Annotated in this window: 19 protein-coding genes; 10 read left to right on the forward strand and 9 right to left on the reverse strand. The window is 58.5% G+C overall.

Translation table 11 applies throughout. The annotated features are described in order from the left end of the window. Positions 1-147: 147 nt before the first annotated feature. On the forward strand, positions 148-2,283 hold the full coding sequence (locus ACVDG9_RS09005; RefSeq protein ID WP_023003813.1) for a sodium-translocating pyrophosphatase: 2,136 nt from the start codon (positions 148-150) through the stop codon (positions 2,281-2,283). A 64-nt stretch (positions 2,284-2,347) separates the two neighbouring features. Here ACVDG9_RS09005 and ACVDG9_RS09010 read toward each other — a convergent pair whose 3' ends face one another. Beyond that, complete coding sequence (locus ACVDG9_RS09010; protein WP_006931570.1) at positions 2,348-2,785, reverse strand: outer membrane protein assembly factor BamE; 438 nt, start codon at positions 2,783-2,785, stop codon at positions 2,348-2,350. Between the two features lie 38 nt (positions 2,786-2,823). On the opposite strand from ACVDG9_RS09010, the gene ACVDG9_RS09015 reads away from it, so the two are divergent. From ACVDG9_RS09015 to ACVDG9_RS09040, 6 genes are all read left to right on the forward strand, one after another. Then, positions 2,824-3,447 carry a ubiquinol-cytochrome C chaperone family protein gene (locus ACVDG9_RS09015; protein ID WP_447237781.1) on the forward strand — a complete coding sequence of 208 codons (624 nt, stop codon included), beginning with the start codon at positions 2,824-2,826 and terminating at the stop codon, positions 3,445-3,447. A 55-nt stretch (positions 3,448-3,502) separates the two neighbouring features. Further along, positions 3,503-4,075 carry a YceD family protein gene (locus ACVDG9_RS09020; protein WP_447237782.1) on the forward strand — a complete coding sequence of 191 codons (573 nt, stop codon included), beginning with the start codon at positions 3,503-3,505 and terminating at the stop codon, positions 4,073-4,075. 214 nt (positions 4,076-4,289) lie between these two features. Then, entirely contained in the window at positions 4,290-5,354 is a 1,065-nt protein-coding gene (gene plsX, locus ACVDG9_RS09025; RefSeq protein WP_023003817.1) for a phosphate acyltransferase PlsX, read from the forward strand. Then, complete coding sequence (locus ACVDG9_RS09030; protein ID WP_447237783.1) at positions 5,351-6,328, forward strand: beta-ketoacyl-ACP synthase III; 978 nt, start codon at positions 5,351-5,353, stop codon at positions 6,326-6,328. The genes plsX and ACVDG9_RS09030 overlap by 4 nt, the downstream gene beginning before the upstream one ends. 141 nt (positions 6,329-6,469) lie before the next feature. Further along, entirely contained in the window at positions 6,470-6,784 is a 315-nt protein-coding gene (locus ACVDG9_RS09035) for an integration host factor subunit alpha (RefSeq protein ID WP_023003819.1), read from the forward strand. Positions 6,785-6,804: 20 nt separating this feature from the next. Further along, positions 6,805-7,404, forward strand: coding sequence for a MerR family transcriptional regulator (locus ACVDG9_RS09040; protein ID WP_023003820.1), 600 nt, complete (start codon positions 6,805-6,807; stop codon positions 7,402-7,404). Positions 7,405-7,419: 15 nt separating this feature from the next. On the opposite strand, the gene ACVDG9_RS09045 is transcribed toward ACVDG9_RS09040, so the two are convergent. Continuing rightward, positions 7,420-8,508, reverse strand: a complete 1,089-nt coding sequence (locus ACVDG9_RS09045) for a hypothetical protein (RefSeq protein ID WP_447237784.1) — start codon at positions 8,506-8,508, stop codon at positions 7,420-7,422. 102 nt (positions 8,509-8,610) lie between these two features. Here ACVDG9_RS09045 and ACVDG9_RS09050 point away from each other — a divergent pair, with 102 nt between their 5' ends. Continuing rightward, positions 8,611-8,805 carry a hypothetical protein gene (locus ACVDG9_RS09050; RefSeq protein WP_447237785.1) on the forward strand — a complete coding sequence of 65 codons (195 nt, stop codon included), beginning with the start codon at positions 8,611-8,613 and terminating at the stop codon, positions 8,803-8,805. Positions 8,806-8,905: 100 nt separating this feature from the next. On the opposite strand, the gene ACVDG9_RS09055 is transcribed toward ACVDG9_RS09050, so the two are convergent. Both ACVDG9_RS09055 and ACVDG9_RS09060 read right to left on the reverse strand, forming a co-directional pair. Then, positions 8,906-10,105, reverse strand: coding sequence for a glycerophosphodiester phosphodiesterase family protein (locus ACVDG9_RS09055; RefSeq protein ID WP_447237786.1), 1,200 nt, complete (start codon positions 10,103-10,105; stop codon positions 8,906-8,908). A gap of 78 nt (positions 10,106-10,183) precedes the next feature. Beyond that, complete coding sequence (locus tag ACVDG9_RS09060; protein ID WP_447237787.1) at positions 10,184-11,419, reverse strand: cytochrome P450; 1,236 nt, start codon at positions 11,417-11,419, stop codon at positions 10,184-10,186. 334 nt (positions 11,420-11,753) lie between these two features. Here ACVDG9_RS09060 and ACVDG9_RS09065 point away from each other — a divergent pair, with 334 nt between their 5' ends. After that, positions 11,754-11,885, forward strand: coding sequence for a hypothetical protein (locus tag ACVDG9_RS09065; RefSeq protein WP_447237788.1), 132 nt, complete (start codon positions 11,754-11,756; stop codon positions 11,883-11,885). A gap of 165 nt (positions 11,886-12,050) precedes the next feature. After that, on the forward strand, positions 12,051-13,124 hold the full coding sequence (locus ACVDG9_RS09070; RefSeq protein ID WP_447237789.1) for a DUF389 domain-containing protein: 1,074 nt from the start codon (positions 12,051-12,053) through the stop codon (positions 13,122-13,124). A gap of 67 nt (positions 13,125-13,191) precedes the next feature. On the opposite strand, the gene ACVDG9_RS09075 is transcribed toward ACVDG9_RS09070, so the two are convergent. Genes ACVDG9_RS09075 through ACVDG9_RS09095 form a run of 5 tightly spaced genes read right to left on the reverse strand, consistent with a single transcriptional unit; the run spans position 13,192 to position 17,290 of the window. Next, on the reverse strand, positions 13,192-13,698 hold the full coding sequence (locus ACVDG9_RS09075; RefSeq protein WP_370199243.1) for a GAF domain-containing protein: 507 nt from the start codon (positions 13,696-13,698) through the stop codon (positions 13,192-13,194). Positions 13,699-13,729: 31 nt separating this feature from the next. Then, positions 13,730-14,482, reverse strand: a complete 753-nt coding sequence (locus ACVDG9_RS09080) for an ABC transporter ATP-binding protein (RefSeq protein WP_296603085.1) — start codon at positions 14,480-14,482, stop codon at positions 13,730-13,732. Continuing rightward, positions 14,479-15,324 carry an ABC transporter ATP-binding protein gene (locus tag ACVDG9_RS09085; protein WP_023003828.1) on the reverse strand — a complete coding sequence of 282 codons (846 nt, stop codon included), beginning with the start codon at positions 15,322-15,324 and terminating at the stop codon, positions 14,479-14,481. The genes ACVDG9_RS09080 and ACVDG9_RS09085 overlap by 4 nt, the downstream gene beginning before the upstream one ends. Further along, complete coding sequence (locus tag ACVDG9_RS09090) at positions 15,321-16,217, reverse strand: ABC transporter permease (RefSeq protein WP_023003829.1); 897 nt, start codon at positions 16,215-16,217, stop codon at positions 15,321-15,323. Before ACVDG9_RS09090 ends, ACVDG9_RS09085 begins: the two co-directional genes overlap by 4 nt. Further along, positions 16,214-17,290 (reverse strand): ABC transporter permease, encoded by a 1,077-nt coding sequence (locus ACVDG9_RS09095; protein WP_447237790.1) that lies wholly within the window; start codon positions 17,288-17,290, stop codon positions 16,214-16,216. The genes ACVDG9_RS09090 and ACVDG9_RS09095 overlap by 4 nt, the downstream gene beginning before the upstream one ends. Positions 17,291-17,399: the final 109 nt, after the last annotated feature.

A 17,399-nucleotide genomic window follows, 5' to 3' on the forward strand; every position in this document is an offset into this window, starting at 1 on the left:
TTTTGAATTAAACAATGTGAGAGCTTGACGAGGCGCGCCGCTTTGCTGCTATCGTTACCCTCCCTCACGTCGAGGAATTGATGTGAAGGGCCGTCAGGCGGCAAAAAACGACAAGAAAATCAGTCCGCCGCAGCTTTGGGAGGAAGTATGATCGAGCTTGTCGTCATCATTTGTGGCCTCTTGTCCATTGCCTATGGGGCGTGGGCCATCCAGTCCGTTATGGCAGCGGATGCAGGGAACGCGCGCATGCAGGAGATCGCCGAGGCGATCCAGGAAGGGGCTAGCGCTTATCTCAATCGTCAATATACGACTATTGCCATTGTGGGGGCCGTTGTTTTCGTGCTCGCCTGGCTATTGCTTTCCGGTACCGCGGCAATCGGATTTGCCATCGGCGCCGTCCTCTCGGGAGCTGCCGGTTACATCGGCATGATGGTTTCCGTCCGGGCCAATGTGCGCACCGCCCAGGCCGCCAGCCAAAGCCTCGGGGCAGGGCTGGAAATCGCGTTCAAGGCCGGTGCCGTCACCGGCCTTTTGGTTGCCGGGCTCGCGTTGCTTGGCGTGGCAGTCTATTTTGCCATCCTCACCGGAATGATGGGGTACGACCCGACGGACCGTACAGTGATCGACGCGCTGGTCGCGCTCGGCTTCGGTGCCTCCCTCATATCGATCTTCGCCCGTCTCGGCGGCGGTATCTTCACCAAGGGGGCTGACGTTGGCGGTGACCTGGTCGGCAAGGTTGAAGCCGGAATTCCGGAGGATGATCCACGCAACCCGGCGACTATCGCCGACAACGTCGGCGACAATGTCGGCGACTGTGCGGGCATGGCGGCCGATTTGTTCGAAACCTACGCAGTGACGGTCGTCGCCACGATGGTTCTGGCCTCGATCTTCTTCACGAGCAGCCAGGCCATCGACCTGATGCACCTGCCGTTGCTGATCGGAGCTAGCTGCGTGGTGACGTCCATCATCGGCACGTTCTTCGTCAAGCTCGGCAGCAACAACTCGATCATGGGGGCGCTCTACAAGGGCTTCATTGCCACGGCGGTTCTGTCCGCGGTAGCCCTCGCGATCATCATCTTCGGCTGGATCGGTGCCGGCACCGAGTTCACGACATCGGGCGGCACGACCTTTACCGGGTTCGATCTGTTCGTCTGTGGTCTCGTAGGTCTCGTGGTGACCGGGCTGATCATCTGGGTGACCGAATATTACACCGGCACGGAGTATCGTCCGGTGCGATCCATCGCCCAGGCGTCGGTGACCGGTCATGGCACCAACGTGATCCAGGGTCTGGCCGTGTCACTGGAAGCAACGGCCCTGCCGGCGCTGATCATCATCGCGGGCATTCTGGTCACCTACGCTTTCGCGGGCCTCTTCGGGATTGCGATTGCGGTAACGACCATGCTGGCGCTCGCAGGTATGGTGGTAGCGCTCGACGCCTTTGGCCCGGTGACCGATAACGCCGGGGGGATTGCCGAAATGGCGGATCTTCCGGCGGAAGTGCGTACCACGACGGACGCCCTCGATGCGGTGGGGAACACCACCAAGGCGGTCACCAAGGGCTATGCCATCGGGTCCGCAGGGCTAGGTGCGCTGGTGCTCTTTGCCGCCTATACGGAAGACCTGAAGTTCTTCTCCAGCAATGCTGCGGAAGGGTCGATCTTCTACGGCATCGACGTCGGCACCCTGTTCACATTGTCCAACCCCTATGTGGTAGCAGGTCTCCTGTTCGGCGGTCTGTTGCCCTATCTCTTCGGCGGCATTTCAATGACCGCCGTCGGCAGGGCTGCCGGAGCGGTGGTGGAGGAAGTCCGCCGCCAGTTCAAGGAAAAGCCGGGCATCATGCAGGGCACGGAACGGCCGGATTACGGCCGTGCGGTGGACATGCTCACAAAGGCGGCAATCCGGGAGATGATCATCCCCTCGCTGCTGCCGGTTCTGTCGCCCATCGTGGTGTTCTTCCTGGTCAAGGCCGTGGCAACTCCGGCCGACGCCTTCGCGGCGCTTGGTGCGATGCTGCTGGGCGTGATCGTGACAGGGCTCTTCGTGGCCATTTCCATGACCGCCGGTGGCGGTGCCTGGGATAACGCCAAGAAGTCCTTCGAGGACGGTTTCACCGACAAGGACGGTGTGACCCACCAGAAAGGCAGCGAGGCGCACAAGGCCTCGGTGACAGGCGATACGGTTGGAGATCCCTACAAGGATACCGCCGGTCCGGCCGTGAACCCGATGATCAAGATCACCAACATCGTGGCCTTGCTGCTGTTGGCGATCCTGGCGCACTGACGCCCCGGAAAAAGAAAGCCCCGGCCGATGGCCGGGGCTTTTGCATGGGGTTGAGACTTTTGCCTCAGAGACCAAGGCTCGGGTTGGTCGCACCGCGCAGGATCTGCGTCAGGAAGCCATAGTCGGCACCGCCCGTACGGGTCTTGCGGGTGACGATGTCGACGATCTTGCCGTCTTCAAGCGAGTAGTTGCCGAGGTCCTGGACGTAGCCGTCCTTGTCGAAGTAAACCGCTACGACGCGCTGCTCGACGATATCCGGAGCCATGAAGGCGGTCGTGGCGGTTTTCTGCGAGATGTAATAGTAGGCATCGCCGTTGAGGCTGGACGTTGTCGACGGGGTTCCCAGGACCAGCTCAACCTGTTCGCGGCTGGAGCCGACCTGAACCTGGTTCAGCATGTCGCTGGTGATCACGTGCCCGTGCGTATAGGTGGAGGTAAAACAGCCGCCGAGCGGTAAGGTGACCAGAAGCGGAAGGATCAGGGCGCTTGCCTTGAAGTTCATCTAAGAATTCCCGTTTCGCCAGACCGGTCTGGCTGCTCTTGAATTTCGTTGCTTGGCAAAGTCACTATCGTGGGATAGGGCACAAGGCAACACCTGACTTAAAAGGAGATGCCATGCTGTTTGGCCTGTTCCGCCGTCGGACCCGCGATGCCGAGCACAAGGTCTATTGTGAAATCGTGGCTCAAGCACGGCAGCCAGTCTTTTACACCGACTTTCACGTGCCCGATAGTGTCGACGGCCGTTTTGACATGATCGTGGCCCATGCAGTGCTGTATTTCCGCCGGATGCGCGGGGAGGGGAAGTCGGTCTCGGAGTTTACGCAGAACGTCTTTGACCTGTTCTTTCTGGACATGGATGCATCGCTGCGTGAAATGGGTGTCAGCGACACGCGCGTGCCCAAGAAGGTGAAAGTCATGGGCGAAGCCTTTTATGGTCGTGCCGATGCCTATATTCCGGCGATTGAATCAAAAAACGTTGAGGAGCTGGCAGAGGCGCTCGGCCGCAACATCTATCCGGATGCATCGGAGCCGGTCGCACAGAAGCGTTTGGCGTACTATATGCTGGAAGCTGCCGAAAGCCTCGAGGGGCAGACGGTGGAAGCACTGATGAACGGGAGCATCGTCTGGTCCGACCCTGAAAAATTCAAGGCATTGCCGGTCTGAGAGCCAAGCCGGCGGTGCAAGAGGCCGCGACAAAGGTGCCAAGGTAAAAACAAAAATGACAAAAGAAACTTTCCCCTATTCGTACAAGGTCAACGCCGCCCGCGTTGTCGACAAGGACGAACGCGTCACCGTCAGTCCGGACGAAGCCGCGCTCAAGGCCATAGCCAAGACCTATGAACTCGATGGTATTCTTGACCTCAAGGCGGATTTTCTTCTGAAACCGTATCGCAAGGCGGGACTGCGTGTGGTCGGTCCGCTGACGGCAACGCTGGAACAGACCTGTGTGGTGTCGCTGGAACCTTTCGAAAGCCAGCTGAAGATCGATGTCGATCGCACCTTCGAGCCCCAGTCCAGCCGGCCGCGCAAGGTCAGCGATCTCAATGAGGACGGCGAGATTGAAATCGACCTGGAAACCCTCGACCCGCCCGATGTCATTCTGGACGGCGTTCTCGACCTTGGTGCCGTGATCTGCGAGGAACTTGCACTTACGCTCGACCCGTTCCCCCGCAAGCCGGGAGTGGAGTTCGAGGGTGGCGATGGCGACGACGACAGCGCCGATGAAGAGCCCGAGGCCAAACCGTCCCCCTTCGCCGCCTTGAAGGCACTCAAGGATCAGCCGGATAACTGATATCCATTGTATTCACAGGTGCCGGAACGATTTGGACTGGGTCTTCATGCAGGTTTTCAACGTCAGAACTCTCCGCGATCAGGAAAACGGTTGTCAGTCTTGCCAAAACCGTTATGTTCGCGCCCGTTCTAGGCCCTTGCCGGACCTGCAGGACTTTGTCTGGAAGCACCACTCGGTGCTGTTCTTGGTAGCGAAACGTCAAAAGACCTTCTAGATGGCGAAAACTATTCCGATTTCTCTGGATGCCATGGGCGGCGATCATGGGGCTGACGTCGTCATTCCCGGGGCGGAAATTGCGCTTGTCCGCCATCCTGACATCCGTTTCCTGCTGTTCGGCAATGAAAAGGTCGTGCTGCCGCTCCTGGAAAAGTATCCAAGGGTTCGCGATGCTTCGACGTTCCATCATTGCGATGTCTCCATTGCGATGGACACCAAGCCCAGTCAGGCACTGCGCCAGGGCCGCTGGCGCTCGTCCATGTGGCGGTCCATCGAGGCGGTAAAGACAGGCGATGCATCCGTTGCGGTCTCTGCCGGCAACACGGGCGCGCTCATGGCCATGTCCAAGTTCTGCCTGCGGACAATGGCAAATATCGAACGTCCGGCGATCGCGGCCATCTGGCCGACCATGCGCGGCGAGTCCGTGGTGCTTGATGTCGGTGCAACGATTGGCGCCGACGCACAGCAGCTTATCGATTTCGCCATTCTCGGTGGCGCCATGGCGCGGGCCCTGTTCGGTGTCCAGAAGCCGAGCGTTGGCCTGCTGAACATCGGCGTGGAAGAGGTCAAGGGACTGGAAGAGGTTCGCACCGCCGGCCGGCTTCTGCGCGAAACGCCGCTGCGCTCGCTGCATTACGCCGGTTTCGTCGAGGGTGACGACCTTGGAAAAGGCACTGTCGATGTCGTCGTGACCGAAGGCTTTGCCGGTAACATTGCGCTCAAAACCGCGGAAGGCACAGCCAAGCAGATCGGCAGTTACTTGCGTTCGGCCATGAATCGGACCTTTATGTCCAAAATCGGCTATCTCTTCGCCAAGGGCGCCTTTGATCTGCTGCGCGAGAAAATGGATCCGCGCAAGGTCAACGGCGGCGTGTTCCTGGGACTGAATGGCATTGTGATCAAAAGTCACGGCGGGACGGATGCTGAAGGCTATGCCTCGGCGATCGACCTTGCCTACGACATGGTCAAAAACGAACTGACACACAAGATCGCCCAGGATCTTGTGCATTATCATCGTGGCCGCTTCGCAGAAGCCGCGCCGACATCGGAAGGTGATTTGTGAGCGTAATCCGTTCGACCGTAACCGGCTGCGGAAGTTTCCTGCCGGAAAAAATCCTGACCAACGACGATCTCTCCAAGATGGTCGACACGTCTGACGAATGGATCGTTCAGCGCACCGGCATCCAGCAGCGCCATGTTGCAGCCGAAGGCCAGATGACCTCGGACCTTGCTCTGGAAGCTGCCAAGCGCGCGCTGGGAAGCGCCGGCCGGGATGCTCAGGAAATCGACACCATCATTCTGGCGACCGCCACACCGGACAACACCTTTCCGGCAACGGCTGTCACGGTCCAGGCCAACCTGGGCATCTATCACGGTGCCGCATTCGATGTGCACGCCGTATGCTCGGGCTTTGTCTATGCCCTGACGACGGCCGATGCCTATATTCGGGCAGGCTTGTCGAAGCGCTGCCTGGTTATCGGTGCTGAGACGTTCTCACGCATTCTGGACTGGACCGACCGGACGACCTGCGTTCTCTTCGGAGACGGCGCTGGTGCTGTCGTGGTGGAAGCATCGGAAGGCGAAGGCACGACGGCTGACCGAGGTGTTCTCACATCGCACCTTCGCTCCGACGGCCGACACAAGGAAAAGCTCTTCGTCGACGGTGGACCGTCCTCGACCGGGACCGTTGGGCATCTCCGGATGGAAGGCCGTGAAGTTTACAAGCATGCAGTCGGCATGATCACCGACGTGATTGAAGATGCCTACAAGGCAACGGGCACCACATCGGAAGATCTCGACTGGTTCATTCCGCATCAGGCCAACAAGCGCATCATCGATGCCAGCGCCAAGAAACTCGGTATCGCTCCTGAGAAGGTCGTGACCACGGTCCAGCATCACGGCAACACCTCTGCCGCGTCCATTCCGCTTGCGCTGGATACGGCCGTCAGGGACAGACGTGTCAAAAAGAACGATCTCGTGATGCTGGAAGCAATGGGCGGCGGATTCACCTGGGGCTCCGTTCTGCTGCGCTGGTAAGACCTGTCTAACTTCCTACGACAAATCTGATTTCCACCAAGAGTTCCGGTTGACCGGCTCGCCGCAAGGCCGTACCGTATGGCCTTGCATCGGAGTTCTTGTGCAAAATCAGCCAGATGATGGCGTCGTTGAGGAGGGGTTATGGGCAATCGGACTATTACCCGCGCTGATCTGTGTGAGGCCGTTTATCAGAAAGTTGGTCTGTCCCGGACCGAGTCTTCTGAATTGGTCGAACGCGTACTTTCTGAAATTTCCGACTGTCTTGTGACCGGAGAATCAGTAAAATTATCAAGCTTCGGGTCTTTCGTGGTCCGCTCCAAGGGGGAGCGCATCGGCCGCAATCCGAAGACCGGCGAGGAAGTACCTATTTCACCGCGCCGGGTGATGGTGTTCAAACCGTCTAACGTATTGAAACAGCGGATCAATGATGCGCTGACAGGACAGGCCAGCAAATAGCCAGAAAATTATAAAACCGGATGAGCTCGCAGGAAAAAAGCCCCGACGCCTTTCGTACTATCAGCGAAGTCGCAGAAGACCTTGACCTGCCGCAGCACGTGCTGCGGTTCTGGGAAACACGCTTCTCGCAGATCAAGCCGCTGAAGCGTGGGGGAGGTCGCCGGTACTACCGGCCGGACGATGTCGAGCTTCTGAAGGGCATCCGTCATCTGCTCTACGGTGAAGGCTACACGATCAAGGGTGTACAGCGGATCCTGAAAGAGCAGGGGCCACGCTTCGTCATGCAGATCCGGCATGAAGACATGTCGGCCCTGCAGGCCGTTGCCACTGCAGAACCGGCACAGGCGGAACCTGCGCCTGCCCCTGCGATGATTTCCCAAAATGGCCAGCATGAAATCCATAACGGCCCGTTGCCAAGCGGCGTTCTGGCGGACAATGCACCGGAACCGGCACCAGCCCAGGGTCATGGGCATTTCAGTATTCTTGGTCGCCTGCGCGGTGAGAAACCGGCTCAGGGCACAGGGTCCCATTCGTCCGTGACGAAGGAGGATATCCGCCGCCTGCAGGCAACCCTCTTCGAGTTGCTGGAATGCAAGCGAACGCTGGATCAGGCGCGCTGACCTTCATACCTCGCCTTACTGGTCTGCCTTGCGTTTGAAAAGTTTCGCCAGGAAGCCAGGTTTTTTACCGGCCTTTTCCGAAGTTTCGTTCGAAACCTGAGCCTGCTTGACGAAGTCTCGCAATTCGGCAACCGACATCCTTTTTGATGACGGGGAAGTCTTTCCAGCAATGCGGGTATCATCCAGCCGTCGGGCTGCGGTGGCGATCGTCTGATGAAATTGCGATGCGGTTGGTGGTGAATCGGGTTTAGCAGTTTCAGGGTAAGCTGGTGTAGCTGGCTGGTCTGGCCGGTCCAGTGCCGACATCTCCTGCTCGAAATCCTCCTCGCTCCGAACTTCTGAAGGCTCTTGAGAGGCAGGCTCTTCTTTCAGTTCCTGTAAACGTTCCAGGATGGCTGCGTCCACTGGGTCGTGCGGATCCAGTTCTGCGTCCTCGTTCCCGTCCATATAGCTCCCGGTTTCATTCAGGTCTTCATCGTAGCGAACGTATTTTGTCGGCACATCTTCACGGAGGATACCGAATTTGGGATTGTGGACGACCTTGAGTTCAATCGTACCCAACCCATCATCGTCTTCCTCATGGTAGATCACCTGGATCTTTTCGTTCTCCTCACGGCCAAAAACGTCTCCATCATCGATCAGGCGACTACTCTTGTTCGTGAACTTTGAAAACGCGACGAGGATCTCGGCAAGGTACTCTGGCGGCAACCTGCAGGGCAGCACCTCCACCCTGTACCCGGTTAGCCACTGGGAGCCGATCCCCATCATGCCGATCAATTGCTCGCCGGTTTCGGGATCCTGTTGTCCGTAAGGATTGGGCAAGAGGTACAGGTCGTCGTGGTTTGAGGCGCGAGCCAGCGCCGAGAAGGCATCCGGCTTCAGCAGGAAGCTGCTTGGAGCCCAAAAGACGGCGTCCGGCCGGGATCTTTCCACGATGATCGCCGTGATCAACCTTGCGATCTCCATGGCTTGCAAGGTTTCTGCAGCCTCGCAGAAAGCAAGACTTTCCACTCCGGAAAGTGTCTTCAGGTTCTCTGGCAGCGAATCCGTGGGAATGAGGCTTTTTCTGACCGAAATCTGCGTGCAGGCCGCAATCTCGTTCAAAAGGTCGGCCGCTTCCGGAAAAGCGGTCCGGGCATAGATCGTTTCAAGCGCAGCATCTATCAGTGGCGTGTGTTCGAAGAGGCCTGACTGTGTGACAAGGACATGGAACTTGCCGCACAGAAAACGCTTGTTGACCTCGTCGGACGTGTTCAACAGCTGGCAGGCGCTGCGCGGAACGCCTGCCTTTTCCGCGACAGCTACAATGACAGCCATGATCGCGTCTCCGTCAAGCGGCTGATAGCGCTTGTAGAGGATCTGGGAATCGACGCTTGGAAGCGGATGCGTTTTCAACGGTAAGACCACACCTGATTTGCGGAATGATGCGGGAGGTTAGGCAACTTTGGTGAAAAAGGCCTTATCACCTCTCACCTTGGTTGCCAAAACCGGTTCCTGCACGTCACTCCAATCCGAGGCAGGACGCATAAAAGCTCGTGGTTGCCGGCCAGTCCGAAAAGATGCCCTTGACGCCAACCTGGCGCGCCAGAACATCCACAACCTCATAAAGCTTGCCGTCGCCGTCGATGGCATCGTTGACGGTCTGATAATACCAGCCGCCGCCGGACGACAGCGGTCCCGACCTTTCAAGCGTCCAGGCAATCAGCTCGATGCCGGCTTCCTTTGCTGCGATCGCATAAGCCGAGGGAACGATCTTGCCGTCTTCCTGCGCAAGAAGGACAAACAGCGGCGGTGCGAGGTAGTTGACGCCCATGTCCTTCAATTCGGTCATGGAAGGGGAGAATGTTTCCGGATCCATGGGATCAACATCGCGGCGGCTTTCAAGGAAGACTGCCTGCTTGCCGAAGTCCGGTTCGTTTTCGATCCAGTAGAGAACGTCATCAAGGTTGAAGGATTGCGGGTAGACGTCTTCTGCCGGAATGCCTGCCGCCTTGTATTCGTCAATCAGTTTCTGGGCGTAGTCGGCCTGGGTAAAGCCATCAAATGGCATCTCGACTTCAGGGGCCTTCAACTCCGGAGTGAATTTTACGCCGAGGTCCTTGAAAAGGCGGATCGAGGCGTCGTGTGTCAGCAGCGTTCCCGTGCCCGCGTAGAGATCCGTGCGCCAGGGAGCGGTCCCATTCTGGTAAGCTTCAGGTGTTGTTGCCGTTTTGTCTGCGCTGTCCATCTTGCCCTGCAAAGACGAGAACTCAGCCAGGGTCAGATCACTCGTCCGGCATTCGGCCGCAGCCGGCGTCTCACCCGAGGCCGGAGTGAAGCCCGTGGTGCATTTGTCGGCGAGATCGGTCGTCAGAATGTTCGTGGTCGTGTGCAGATCGTTCTGGGAATGCCGGCATACCAGTTCCTTGTCCTTGGTAAAGGTGACGTCGCATTCCAGGATGCCCGCTCCCATGAGTGCCGCAGCCCGGTAGCCTTCCTCCGTATGTTCTGGAAACTGCAATGGGGCCCCACGATGGCTGATGGAAAACAGGGTGCGTTTTGCCGGCTTGCCGATGCAGGCTTCCAAGGTGTCCTTCAGCGGGCCGTCAGTCATCTGGGACACAAGGTAGGCGGGGCGGGGCCCAAGCTCGACAGTGCCTGCTTGTGCAGGCAAGACGGCACACAGCCCGGTCAGGCAAAGAACAACTTGTTTGAGGTGCATGAGGTATCCAATGGCTTTCGTGGCAAGAAGGGCAATAATTAGCGGCACGCATGCCGGGAGCAAGTGCAATAGCTGCAACTAGGCGGGTTGCCAGGCAAGTCTGAGTGCTTCCGGGCCTCTCACGGACAGGCCACGCTTGTAGGTGACGTTGTTGTCAAACAGCTCAATCGTGCTGAACCTTTTCAGCAGTGTTGAAAAAATGATGTCCATGTCCAGACGTGCAAGATGGTTGCCGAGGCAGAAATGTGCGCCACGGCCAAAGGCAATGTGCCAATTCGGCGTTCTGCCAACATCGAAGCGGTCAGCGTCGGGAAATTGGGCCGGGTCGCGGTTGGCTGCTCCATAGAGGACGCCGAACTTCGTCCCACGCGGATACGCGTCGCCGCAAACCGTCATGTCCTCGGTTGAATAGCGGTGGAAGAACGGCAACGGAGATTCATAGCGGAACATTTCCTGCACGGCCGTTTTCATCAGCGAGGGATCTTCGCGCAGACGCTGCAGCTCATTCGGAAACTTCAGCAGCGCATGCATGCCACTGCCGAGAACGTCGATGGTTGAACCGTGACCGGCCATCAGGATCAGCATGGCGGTGGAGATGAATTCGTCCTCGTTCATCTGGCCGGCCCGTTCAGCTTCGATCATGAGCGACAGAAGGTCGTCCTGCGGTGCGCGTTCGCGCTTTGCTTTAAGCGTTTGCAGGTAGTGATAGAATTCTGTCGTGTTGCGTTCAGCCAGTTCCTTGCGCTCATTCGTCCGGTCGATGTCGAAATACTGAACGATGTTTTCCGACCAGATGCGCAACTGCGGGCAGTCCTCATCGGGAACGCCCAGAACACGGCCGATGATGTGACCTGGAACATGGGCGGCCAGATCTTCGATAAAGTCGATTTCGGTGCGGTCTGACAGACTGTCGAAAAGGCGGTCGACATAGGCCTGTATGTCATCGCGCAGCTTGCCGACCATCACCGGCGTGAACAGTCTGAACACCTGCTTGCGCAGCCGGTCATGAATGTCCCCGTCGCTGTCCAGCAGAGAGAACTGCACGAACCGGGAATGATGCGGCATGTCATGCCAGTTCTGGGCACGTTTCATGTCCGCGATTTCTTCCGCGCTCGCGATGTGGTCCATGGAGCGCACCATCTTGCCGTTCTGCACGATTTCCGAAACGTCATCGAACGTCGCTGCCAGCCAGATATCGAAATCCTCGAAGTAAGTCAGACCTTTGCGGTCACGCAGTGCGGCGTAGAACGGGTAGGGGTCTTGTGCAAAGGCATCGGACAAAGGCGCGAAGGAAAGGTCTGTGGACGGGCTCATGAAGGGCTCTTGAGGTCGGGTTGGATGGGGTAGAATTGTGATTCTTGGCAGGGTCGAAGATTTGGCTGGCCAAGTGCAAGCGAAAAGCGGGAGCTATGGGGCATTTTTGACGTGTTTGGGTGAGTTATCCCAAGCCAGGCCTTCAGCTCTTGGGGATTGTGAGGAAATGACATTTCTGACGATATCGGCAGAGGTTCGGAAATCTTAACAATTCCTAAACGCGGGCTGGAAGGCCTGCTTGCACAGACCAGCAGAACCGTGAGTGCGTGAGGCCGAAATGCGTGTGCCAAAGGCTTTCAGTGACGAGTACCAAACCTTCTTGCGGGAGACGGGCTTGGACAACCCCAATCCGCAAGCCCTCCTCATGGAACTTGCCTCGCTCTCCATGGAAGTCTACCTGAAGGAAATCGCCTGGCTTTCCGAGTTCATCGGCAAGATCGAGCGCGCGAAAAAGGCTGCAGCCTGAAGGTAAGCTGTTGACTGGATTGCGCCATTTCTGGCGGAAGACATGTTTCTCCGGAATTTGGTCTCGTGCCTATCGAAGATTGTGAACCAAGTCGTTGCAATTAAGATGACGAATGACGCTACGTGAAGCATACTCGGATGATATAATGTCCGGAGCAGCTGTTTCATGTCCATCAGTCAGTTCTCCACCACCAAGGAAATTCTGAGGTTCGAGGGCGCCAACAAAGCGGCCTATTGGCGCAAATTCGCTTTACTGCTGTCGCTTGCCGTGATCATCGCGACGATGGGCCTGTTGCGAAATTCCGGTGCTGTCGTGATCGCGGCCATGCTGGTGGCCCCTCTTATGACCCCCATCCTTGGCATCGCCTCATCGATCGTCATGGGATGGGTTGGAAGAGCGCTCGTCCTGATGCTGACTGTCTGGGTCGCCGCCGGCTGCAGCATCGTGATCTCGTGGTTGATTGTCTGGATAGCGGATGCGCCTTCAACGCTGCTGCTGCCGGATGAAGTCCTCAGCCGGAGCAATCCCGGGGCGGAAGACATGGTCGTTGCGCTCGCCGCGGGCATTGCCGGTGCCTATGTGCAGATCAGGAAATCGGAAATCAGCCTTTTGCCTGGAGCGGCGATAGGCGTGTCCCTGGTTCCGCCGCTCGCGGCAGCAGGGATCCTGTTGTACTTCGGAGAACAGGAGGCGGCCTATGAGGCCACATTGCTCTTTGCCACCAATTTCGGGGCGATCATCTTCTCTGCAAGCCTGGTCTACATCATCCTGGGCCCACGGGAGCGGCTCTTCCGCAAAGCACATCGGGGCGTCAAGTTCACGCTCGGCATGACGGTCACGCTTGCCTTCCTGTCGGTCGTTCTGGTCCAGCTTCTGGCGGCAACTTACCTGCGCTACATCGAAACCGGGACAGAGGCCGTTCTGGCACAGCGCACCAAGGAGTGGGCGGGCGACACGCCTGTCGAGATCATAAGGGTCGACGTTCATGCCCGCACCAGGATTGCGGAAATCTGGGTACTTCTCGATCTGCCATCGGACGCGCAGTACAAGATCGGCTCACTCGACGATTTTCTGCCGGTCGCCATGAAGGAACATCCGTTCAGAGAGGCCGCCCGTGAAGTTCTGGGAGAGGATTACAAGGTGGTCGTCAGATACCAGACACGCATTGCCTGGCTTGTGGATCTCGCCACGGAAACGATCGATGTAGCTCCTTCTGTCGATACCGTCAGAGAGGACTGACAGGTCAGGCAAAAACAAACCCCGCCATAGCGGCGGGGTTACGAGAGACTGCGTGTGCTATTCCGTCCTAGGAGGCGGTCGACAGCGACTGGCTTGCCAGATAGGCAGCCTTGGCCGGAACCGAGAGCCAGGCCTGTGCCTGAGCGACGCGTTCCGGCGTGTAGTGATGTTCTTCGTGAAGCATGTTGACTGTACCAACCAGCGTATCGCCGAGAACAACGGGCAGGTTGATGACGGAGCCGCAGCCAAGTCGGCCTATCAGTTCGTAATCGGGAAAGACGGTCGCAATATCGGCAAGCGTGTTTGCGACAAAGCTTTTCCGGTCCTTGTGTACGGTTTCAAACCAGCGGTCATAAGTGATCGGTTTGGTTCCGGAGACCGGGTAGTCTTCCGGATGCGAAGTGTAGGAGCGCTGCGCCAGCTCGGTTTTCATGTCGGCTGTCATGAACGTGAACAGCTTCACGCCAATGGTTTCCTGCGTCAGCTTCAGAAGGGCATCAAAAGGCGCATCCGGTGTGGTCGCGGTGGAAAGGGCATGGTCAAACGTGGCCAAAGGGCCTGTGAAATCGGTCATGTGTCGAAATCTCGAGCAATTCTGGTTGACGTTAGGCAGGGTGCAAGATGCCGCCGCTGGCGGCATAGAGTTCGCGGGAATAAGGATCTGAGAGCTGACCCGACTTGAGAGCGTCGACACCGGCAATTTCCACCACGCGGCCATAGCGCATGACAGCCAGGCGGTCGCACAGGAACGAGACAACCGGAAGGTTATGCGTGACCATAAGATAGGTCAGCCCCTGTTCCCGCCGCAGCTTTTTCAGAAGGTTCAGGATTTCCGCCTGTACCGAAACGTCCAGTGCGGATGTCGGCTCGTCCAGCAGTAGAACGCGCGGTTCCAGCATCAACGCGCGCGCGATCGCCACTCGTTGGCGCTGACCACCGGAAAGCTGATGAGGAAAGCGGAAGCGGAATCGCTGGTCCAGACCGACGGCGGCAAGCATGTCTTTCACTCGGCCGTCCCGACCGCCAATACCATGAATGGCGAGCGGCTCTGCAAGGCAGGTATCGATGGTCTTGCGTGGATGAAGCGAGCCGTAAGGGTCCTGAAACACCATCTGGCAGGTTTCGGCAAAGGTCCTGTCCGGTGAATGTCCGCGAGGTTTTCCTTCAACGGCAATGGTGCCGGTCCAGTCCGGGGCCAGTCCGGAGATTGCCTTCAGGATTGTCGATTTGCCTGAGCCGGATTCCCCGACCAGCGCAAAACTTTCCCCTTCAGCAACATCGAAGGTGACGTTGTGAACCACAGCCGTGTCGCCATAGCTGATGGTGAGGTTTTCAAGATGGATGGCGGCGTCGGTCATGTTCCGGCTCCCGTGGTCCAGGTACTGCGGTCGAGAACGGGCAGCTCATCACGGTCTTCATTCATGCGCGGCATCGCGGCAATCAGGCCACGAGTGTAGGGATGCTGCGCGTTGTGCAGATCGCTCGCCTTGCACTGCTCGACGATCTCGCCGCTATTCATCACCAGAATACGGTCGCAATAGCGGGACACCAGGTTGAGGTCATGACTGATCAGGATCAGACCCATGCCCTTACCGGTGACCAGATCGTCGATAATGTCCAGGACCTGTGCCTGCACGGAAACATCAAGCGCGGAGGTTGGTTCATCTGCGATCAGGAGATCAGGTTCCGGGATCAGCATCATGGCGATCATGATACGCTGGCCCATGCCGCCGGAAACCTCGTGCGGATAAAGACCCGCAACGCGTGCCGGATCGTTGATGCGCACAGCTTCCAGCATGGCAAGCACCCGTTCCTTCAGCTCCCGGCGTGGCAGCTTCTTGTGAGTGACGAGGGCTTCTGCAATCTGCTCGCCTACGGTCATCACCGGGTTGAGCGAGAATTTGGGGTCCTGCATGACCATGGAAATGCGGGCGCCGCGCAGATCGCGCATCTGGCGTTCGCTTCGGCTGAGGAGGTCTATGCCGTCGAAGGTCATGCGCCGGGCGGTGACCTTTCCGGGTTTCCGGATCAGGCGCAGGATCGACCGGCCGGTCATTGATTTGCCGGAACCGGATTCGCCGACAATTCCAAGCCGTTCCCGCCCAAGCGTGAACGAAATGCCCTTGACGACATCCACCGGGCCGCGGGCCGTCGGGAAGGTGACGGTGAGGCCGTCAACCTCGAGAAGCGGGGCGCTCATTGCTTGTCTCCCTGCTTGGGATCGAGCACGTCGCGCAGGCCGTCACCGAGGAAACAGAAACCGAGGCTCACCAGGATGATGGCAAAGCCCGGCATGGTGGCGACCCACCACTGGTCGAGAATGAAATTCCGTCCGCGCGAGATCATCGCCCCCCATTCCGGCAGAGGCGGCTGAGCGCCGAGACCGAGAAAGCCGAGACCGGCGGCCGTCAGGATGATGCCGGCCATATCCAGCGTCACGCGAATGATCGTGGAAGAAGCGCAAAGCGGCAGAACGTGACGGAGGATAACGCGGGCGGAAGACGCGCCCTGCAGGCGCACCGCCGCGATGAACTCTGCATCGCGGAAGGTAATCGTTTCCGCACGGGCGATACGCGCATAGGCAGGCCAGGCGGTGATCGCAATGGCGATGATGGCGTTCTCGATGCCGGGTCCGAGGGCTGCCACAAAGGCAAGCGCGAGGATCAGCTTCGGCATGGACAGGAAGATATCCGTCACGCCCATCAGCACCCGATCGGTCCAGCCGCCGAAATATCCGGAGACCGCACCGACGATGAGGCCGATTGGAGCGGCGATGACGGCCACCATGGTAACGATCATCAGCGTGATGCGCGCACCGTAGACAACGCGGGAGTAGATGTCCCGGCCAAGCTCGTCGGTGCCCATCCAGTGGGCCGCGGACGGCGGCATCAGGCGGTTTGCGAGATCCTGGCCGATGGGAGAGTAAGGGGCGATCAGCGGAGCGAAGATCGCCATCACGATCAGGACCAGGATGATGAAGCCGCCCACCACGGCAAGCGGATTGCGAAGCAGTGCTGCAAAGACACGCCAGGCGCGGCCAAGATTGGCCTGCAGGCGCGAAGCGGGGCTATCGTCGAGAAGCCAGTCGATCATTTGCGGGCCCTCGGATCGAGAATGCGGTAGAGCACATCGGAAATCTTGTTGATGAGGATGAACACGGCACCGATGACGAGCGTCGCGCCCAGCACGGCGTTCATGTCGGCATTGAGAAGGGCACTGGTCAGGTAGTTGCCGATACCGGGCCAGGAGAACACGGTCTCGATCATCACGGAGCCTTCCAGAAGAGCGGCATAGGACAGGCCGATCACGGTGATCAGCTGGATACGGATCGGGTAGAACGCGTGGCGCCAGATGACACGGCGCTCGGGCACACCTTTCACCCGCGCGGTCGTCACATACTCGTGCCCAAGCTGGTCCAGCATGAACGACCGGGTCATGCGGGCGATGTAGGCAAGGCTGAAGAAACCGAGGATCGATGCCGGCAGCATGAGGTGATCGAGCGCGTTCCAGAAGATGTCCCATTCGCCTGCGACAACACTGTCGATCAGGTAAAGCCCGGTAACGGGATCAACGATGCCATCGTAGAAGATGTCGATACGGCCCGGACCGGCAACCCAGCCGAGGCCGGCGTAGAAGACCGCAAGGCCAACCAGCCCAAGCCAGAACGCGGGGACGGAATAGCCGAGAAGGCCGAGGACGCGGATCAATTGATCGATCCAGGTTCCCTGGCGGGTGGCGGCCAATACGCCCATAGGTACGCCGAGCAGCACGCCGATCAGGATGCCGATCGTGGCCATTTCCAGGGTGGCTGGGAAGAACCGCCCCAGGTCTTCAGCGACCGGCCGACCGGTGGAAATCGACATGCCGAGATTGCCGGTGAAGACGTCGCCCACGTAGGAGAAAAACTGGATGACCAGCGGCCTGTCCAGTCCCATCGCCTGACGGGCAGTTTCATAGACTTCGTTCGAGGCCCTGTCTCCGACTACTGCCAGAACCGGATCGATCGGCACCACGCGGCCGATGAAAAACGTGATTGCAAGCAGGCCAAGGAACGTTCCGGCCGTTACAAGACAGAAGCGCAACAGCGCCGCCGCACTGCCCAGCAGTTGGCTCGTCAACAGGCCCTCTCGTGCGTCGGTTACGCTCTCGGAAGGCTCAAAAGACATGCCGGTAGCGGCCTGTCGCCGTTCCCTGTTCAACCGGATTCTTCAAGTCCGTTCTCCACACTCGTATGACTCATTTTCTGAATTAGAGTCTTCAGGTTGTTGTTTTTAA

Source organism: Roseibium sp. RP-7 (assembly GCF_053005225.1).

Excerpts from the sequence above, each read along its gene's own strand:
- ACVDG9_RS09005 (WP_023003813.1), top strand. The coding sequence starts at position 148 with ATGATCGAGCTTGTCGTCATCATTTGTGGCCTCTTGTCCATTGCCTAT.
- ACVDG9_RS09010 (WP_006931570.1), bottom strand. The coding sequence starts at position 2,785 with ATGAACTTCAAGGCAAGCGCCCTGATCCTTCCGCTTCTGGTCACCTTA.
- ACVDG9_RS09020 (WP_447237782.1), top strand. The coding sequence starts at position 3,503 with ATGACAAAAGAAACTTTCCCCTATTCGTACAAGGTCAACGCCGCCCGC.
- plsX (WP_023003817.1), top strand. The coding sequence starts at position 4,290 with ATGGCGAAAACTATTCCGATTTCTCTGGATGCCATGGGCGGCGATCAT.
- ACVDG9_RS09035 (WP_023003819.1), top strand. The coding sequence starts at position 6,470 with ATGGGCAATCGGACTATTACCCGCGCTGATCTGTGTGAGGCCGTTTAT.
- ACVDG9_RS09040 (WP_023003820.1), top strand. The coding sequence starts at position 6,805 with ATGAGCTCGCAGGAAAAAAGCCCCGACGCCTTTCGTACTATCAGCGAA.
- ACVDG9_RS09050 (WP_447237785.1), top strand. The coding sequence starts at position 8,611 with ATGGAACTTGCCGCACAGAAAACGCTTGTTGACCTCGTCGGACGTGTT.
- ACVDG9_RS09055 (WP_447237786.1), bottom strand. The coding sequence starts at position 10,105 with ATGCACCTCAAACAAGTTGTTCTTTGCCTGACCGGGCTGTGTGCCGTC.
- ACVDG9_RS09060 (WP_447237787.1), bottom strand. The coding sequence starts at position 11,419 with ATGAGCCCGTCCACAGACCTTTCCTTCGCGCCTTTGTCCGATGCCTTT.
- ACVDG9_RS09070 (WP_447237789.1), top strand. The coding sequence starts at position 12,051 with ATGTCCATCAGTCAGTTCTCCACCACCAAGGAAATTCTGAGGTTCGAG.
- ACVDG9_RS09075 (WP_370199243.1), bottom strand. The coding sequence starts at position 13,698 with ATGACCGATTTCACAGGCCCTTTGGCCACGTTTGACCATGCCCTTTCC.
- ACVDG9_RS09080 (WP_296603085.1), bottom strand. The coding sequence starts at position 14,482 with ATGACCGACGCCGCCATCCATCTTGAAAACCTCACCATCAGCTATGGC.
- ACVDG9_RS09085 (WP_023003828.1), bottom strand. The coding sequence starts at position 15,324 with ATGAGCGCCCCGCTTCTCGAGGTTGACGGCCTCACCGTCACCTTCCCG.
- ACVDG9_RS09090 (WP_023003829.1), bottom strand. The coding sequence starts at position 16,217 with ATGATCGACTGGCTTCTCGACGATAGCCCCGCTTCGCGCCTGCAGGCC.
- ACVDG9_RS09095 (WP_447237790.1), bottom strand. The coding sequence starts at position 17,290 with ATGTCTTTTGAGCCTTCCGAGAGCGTAACCGACGCACGAGAGGGCCTG.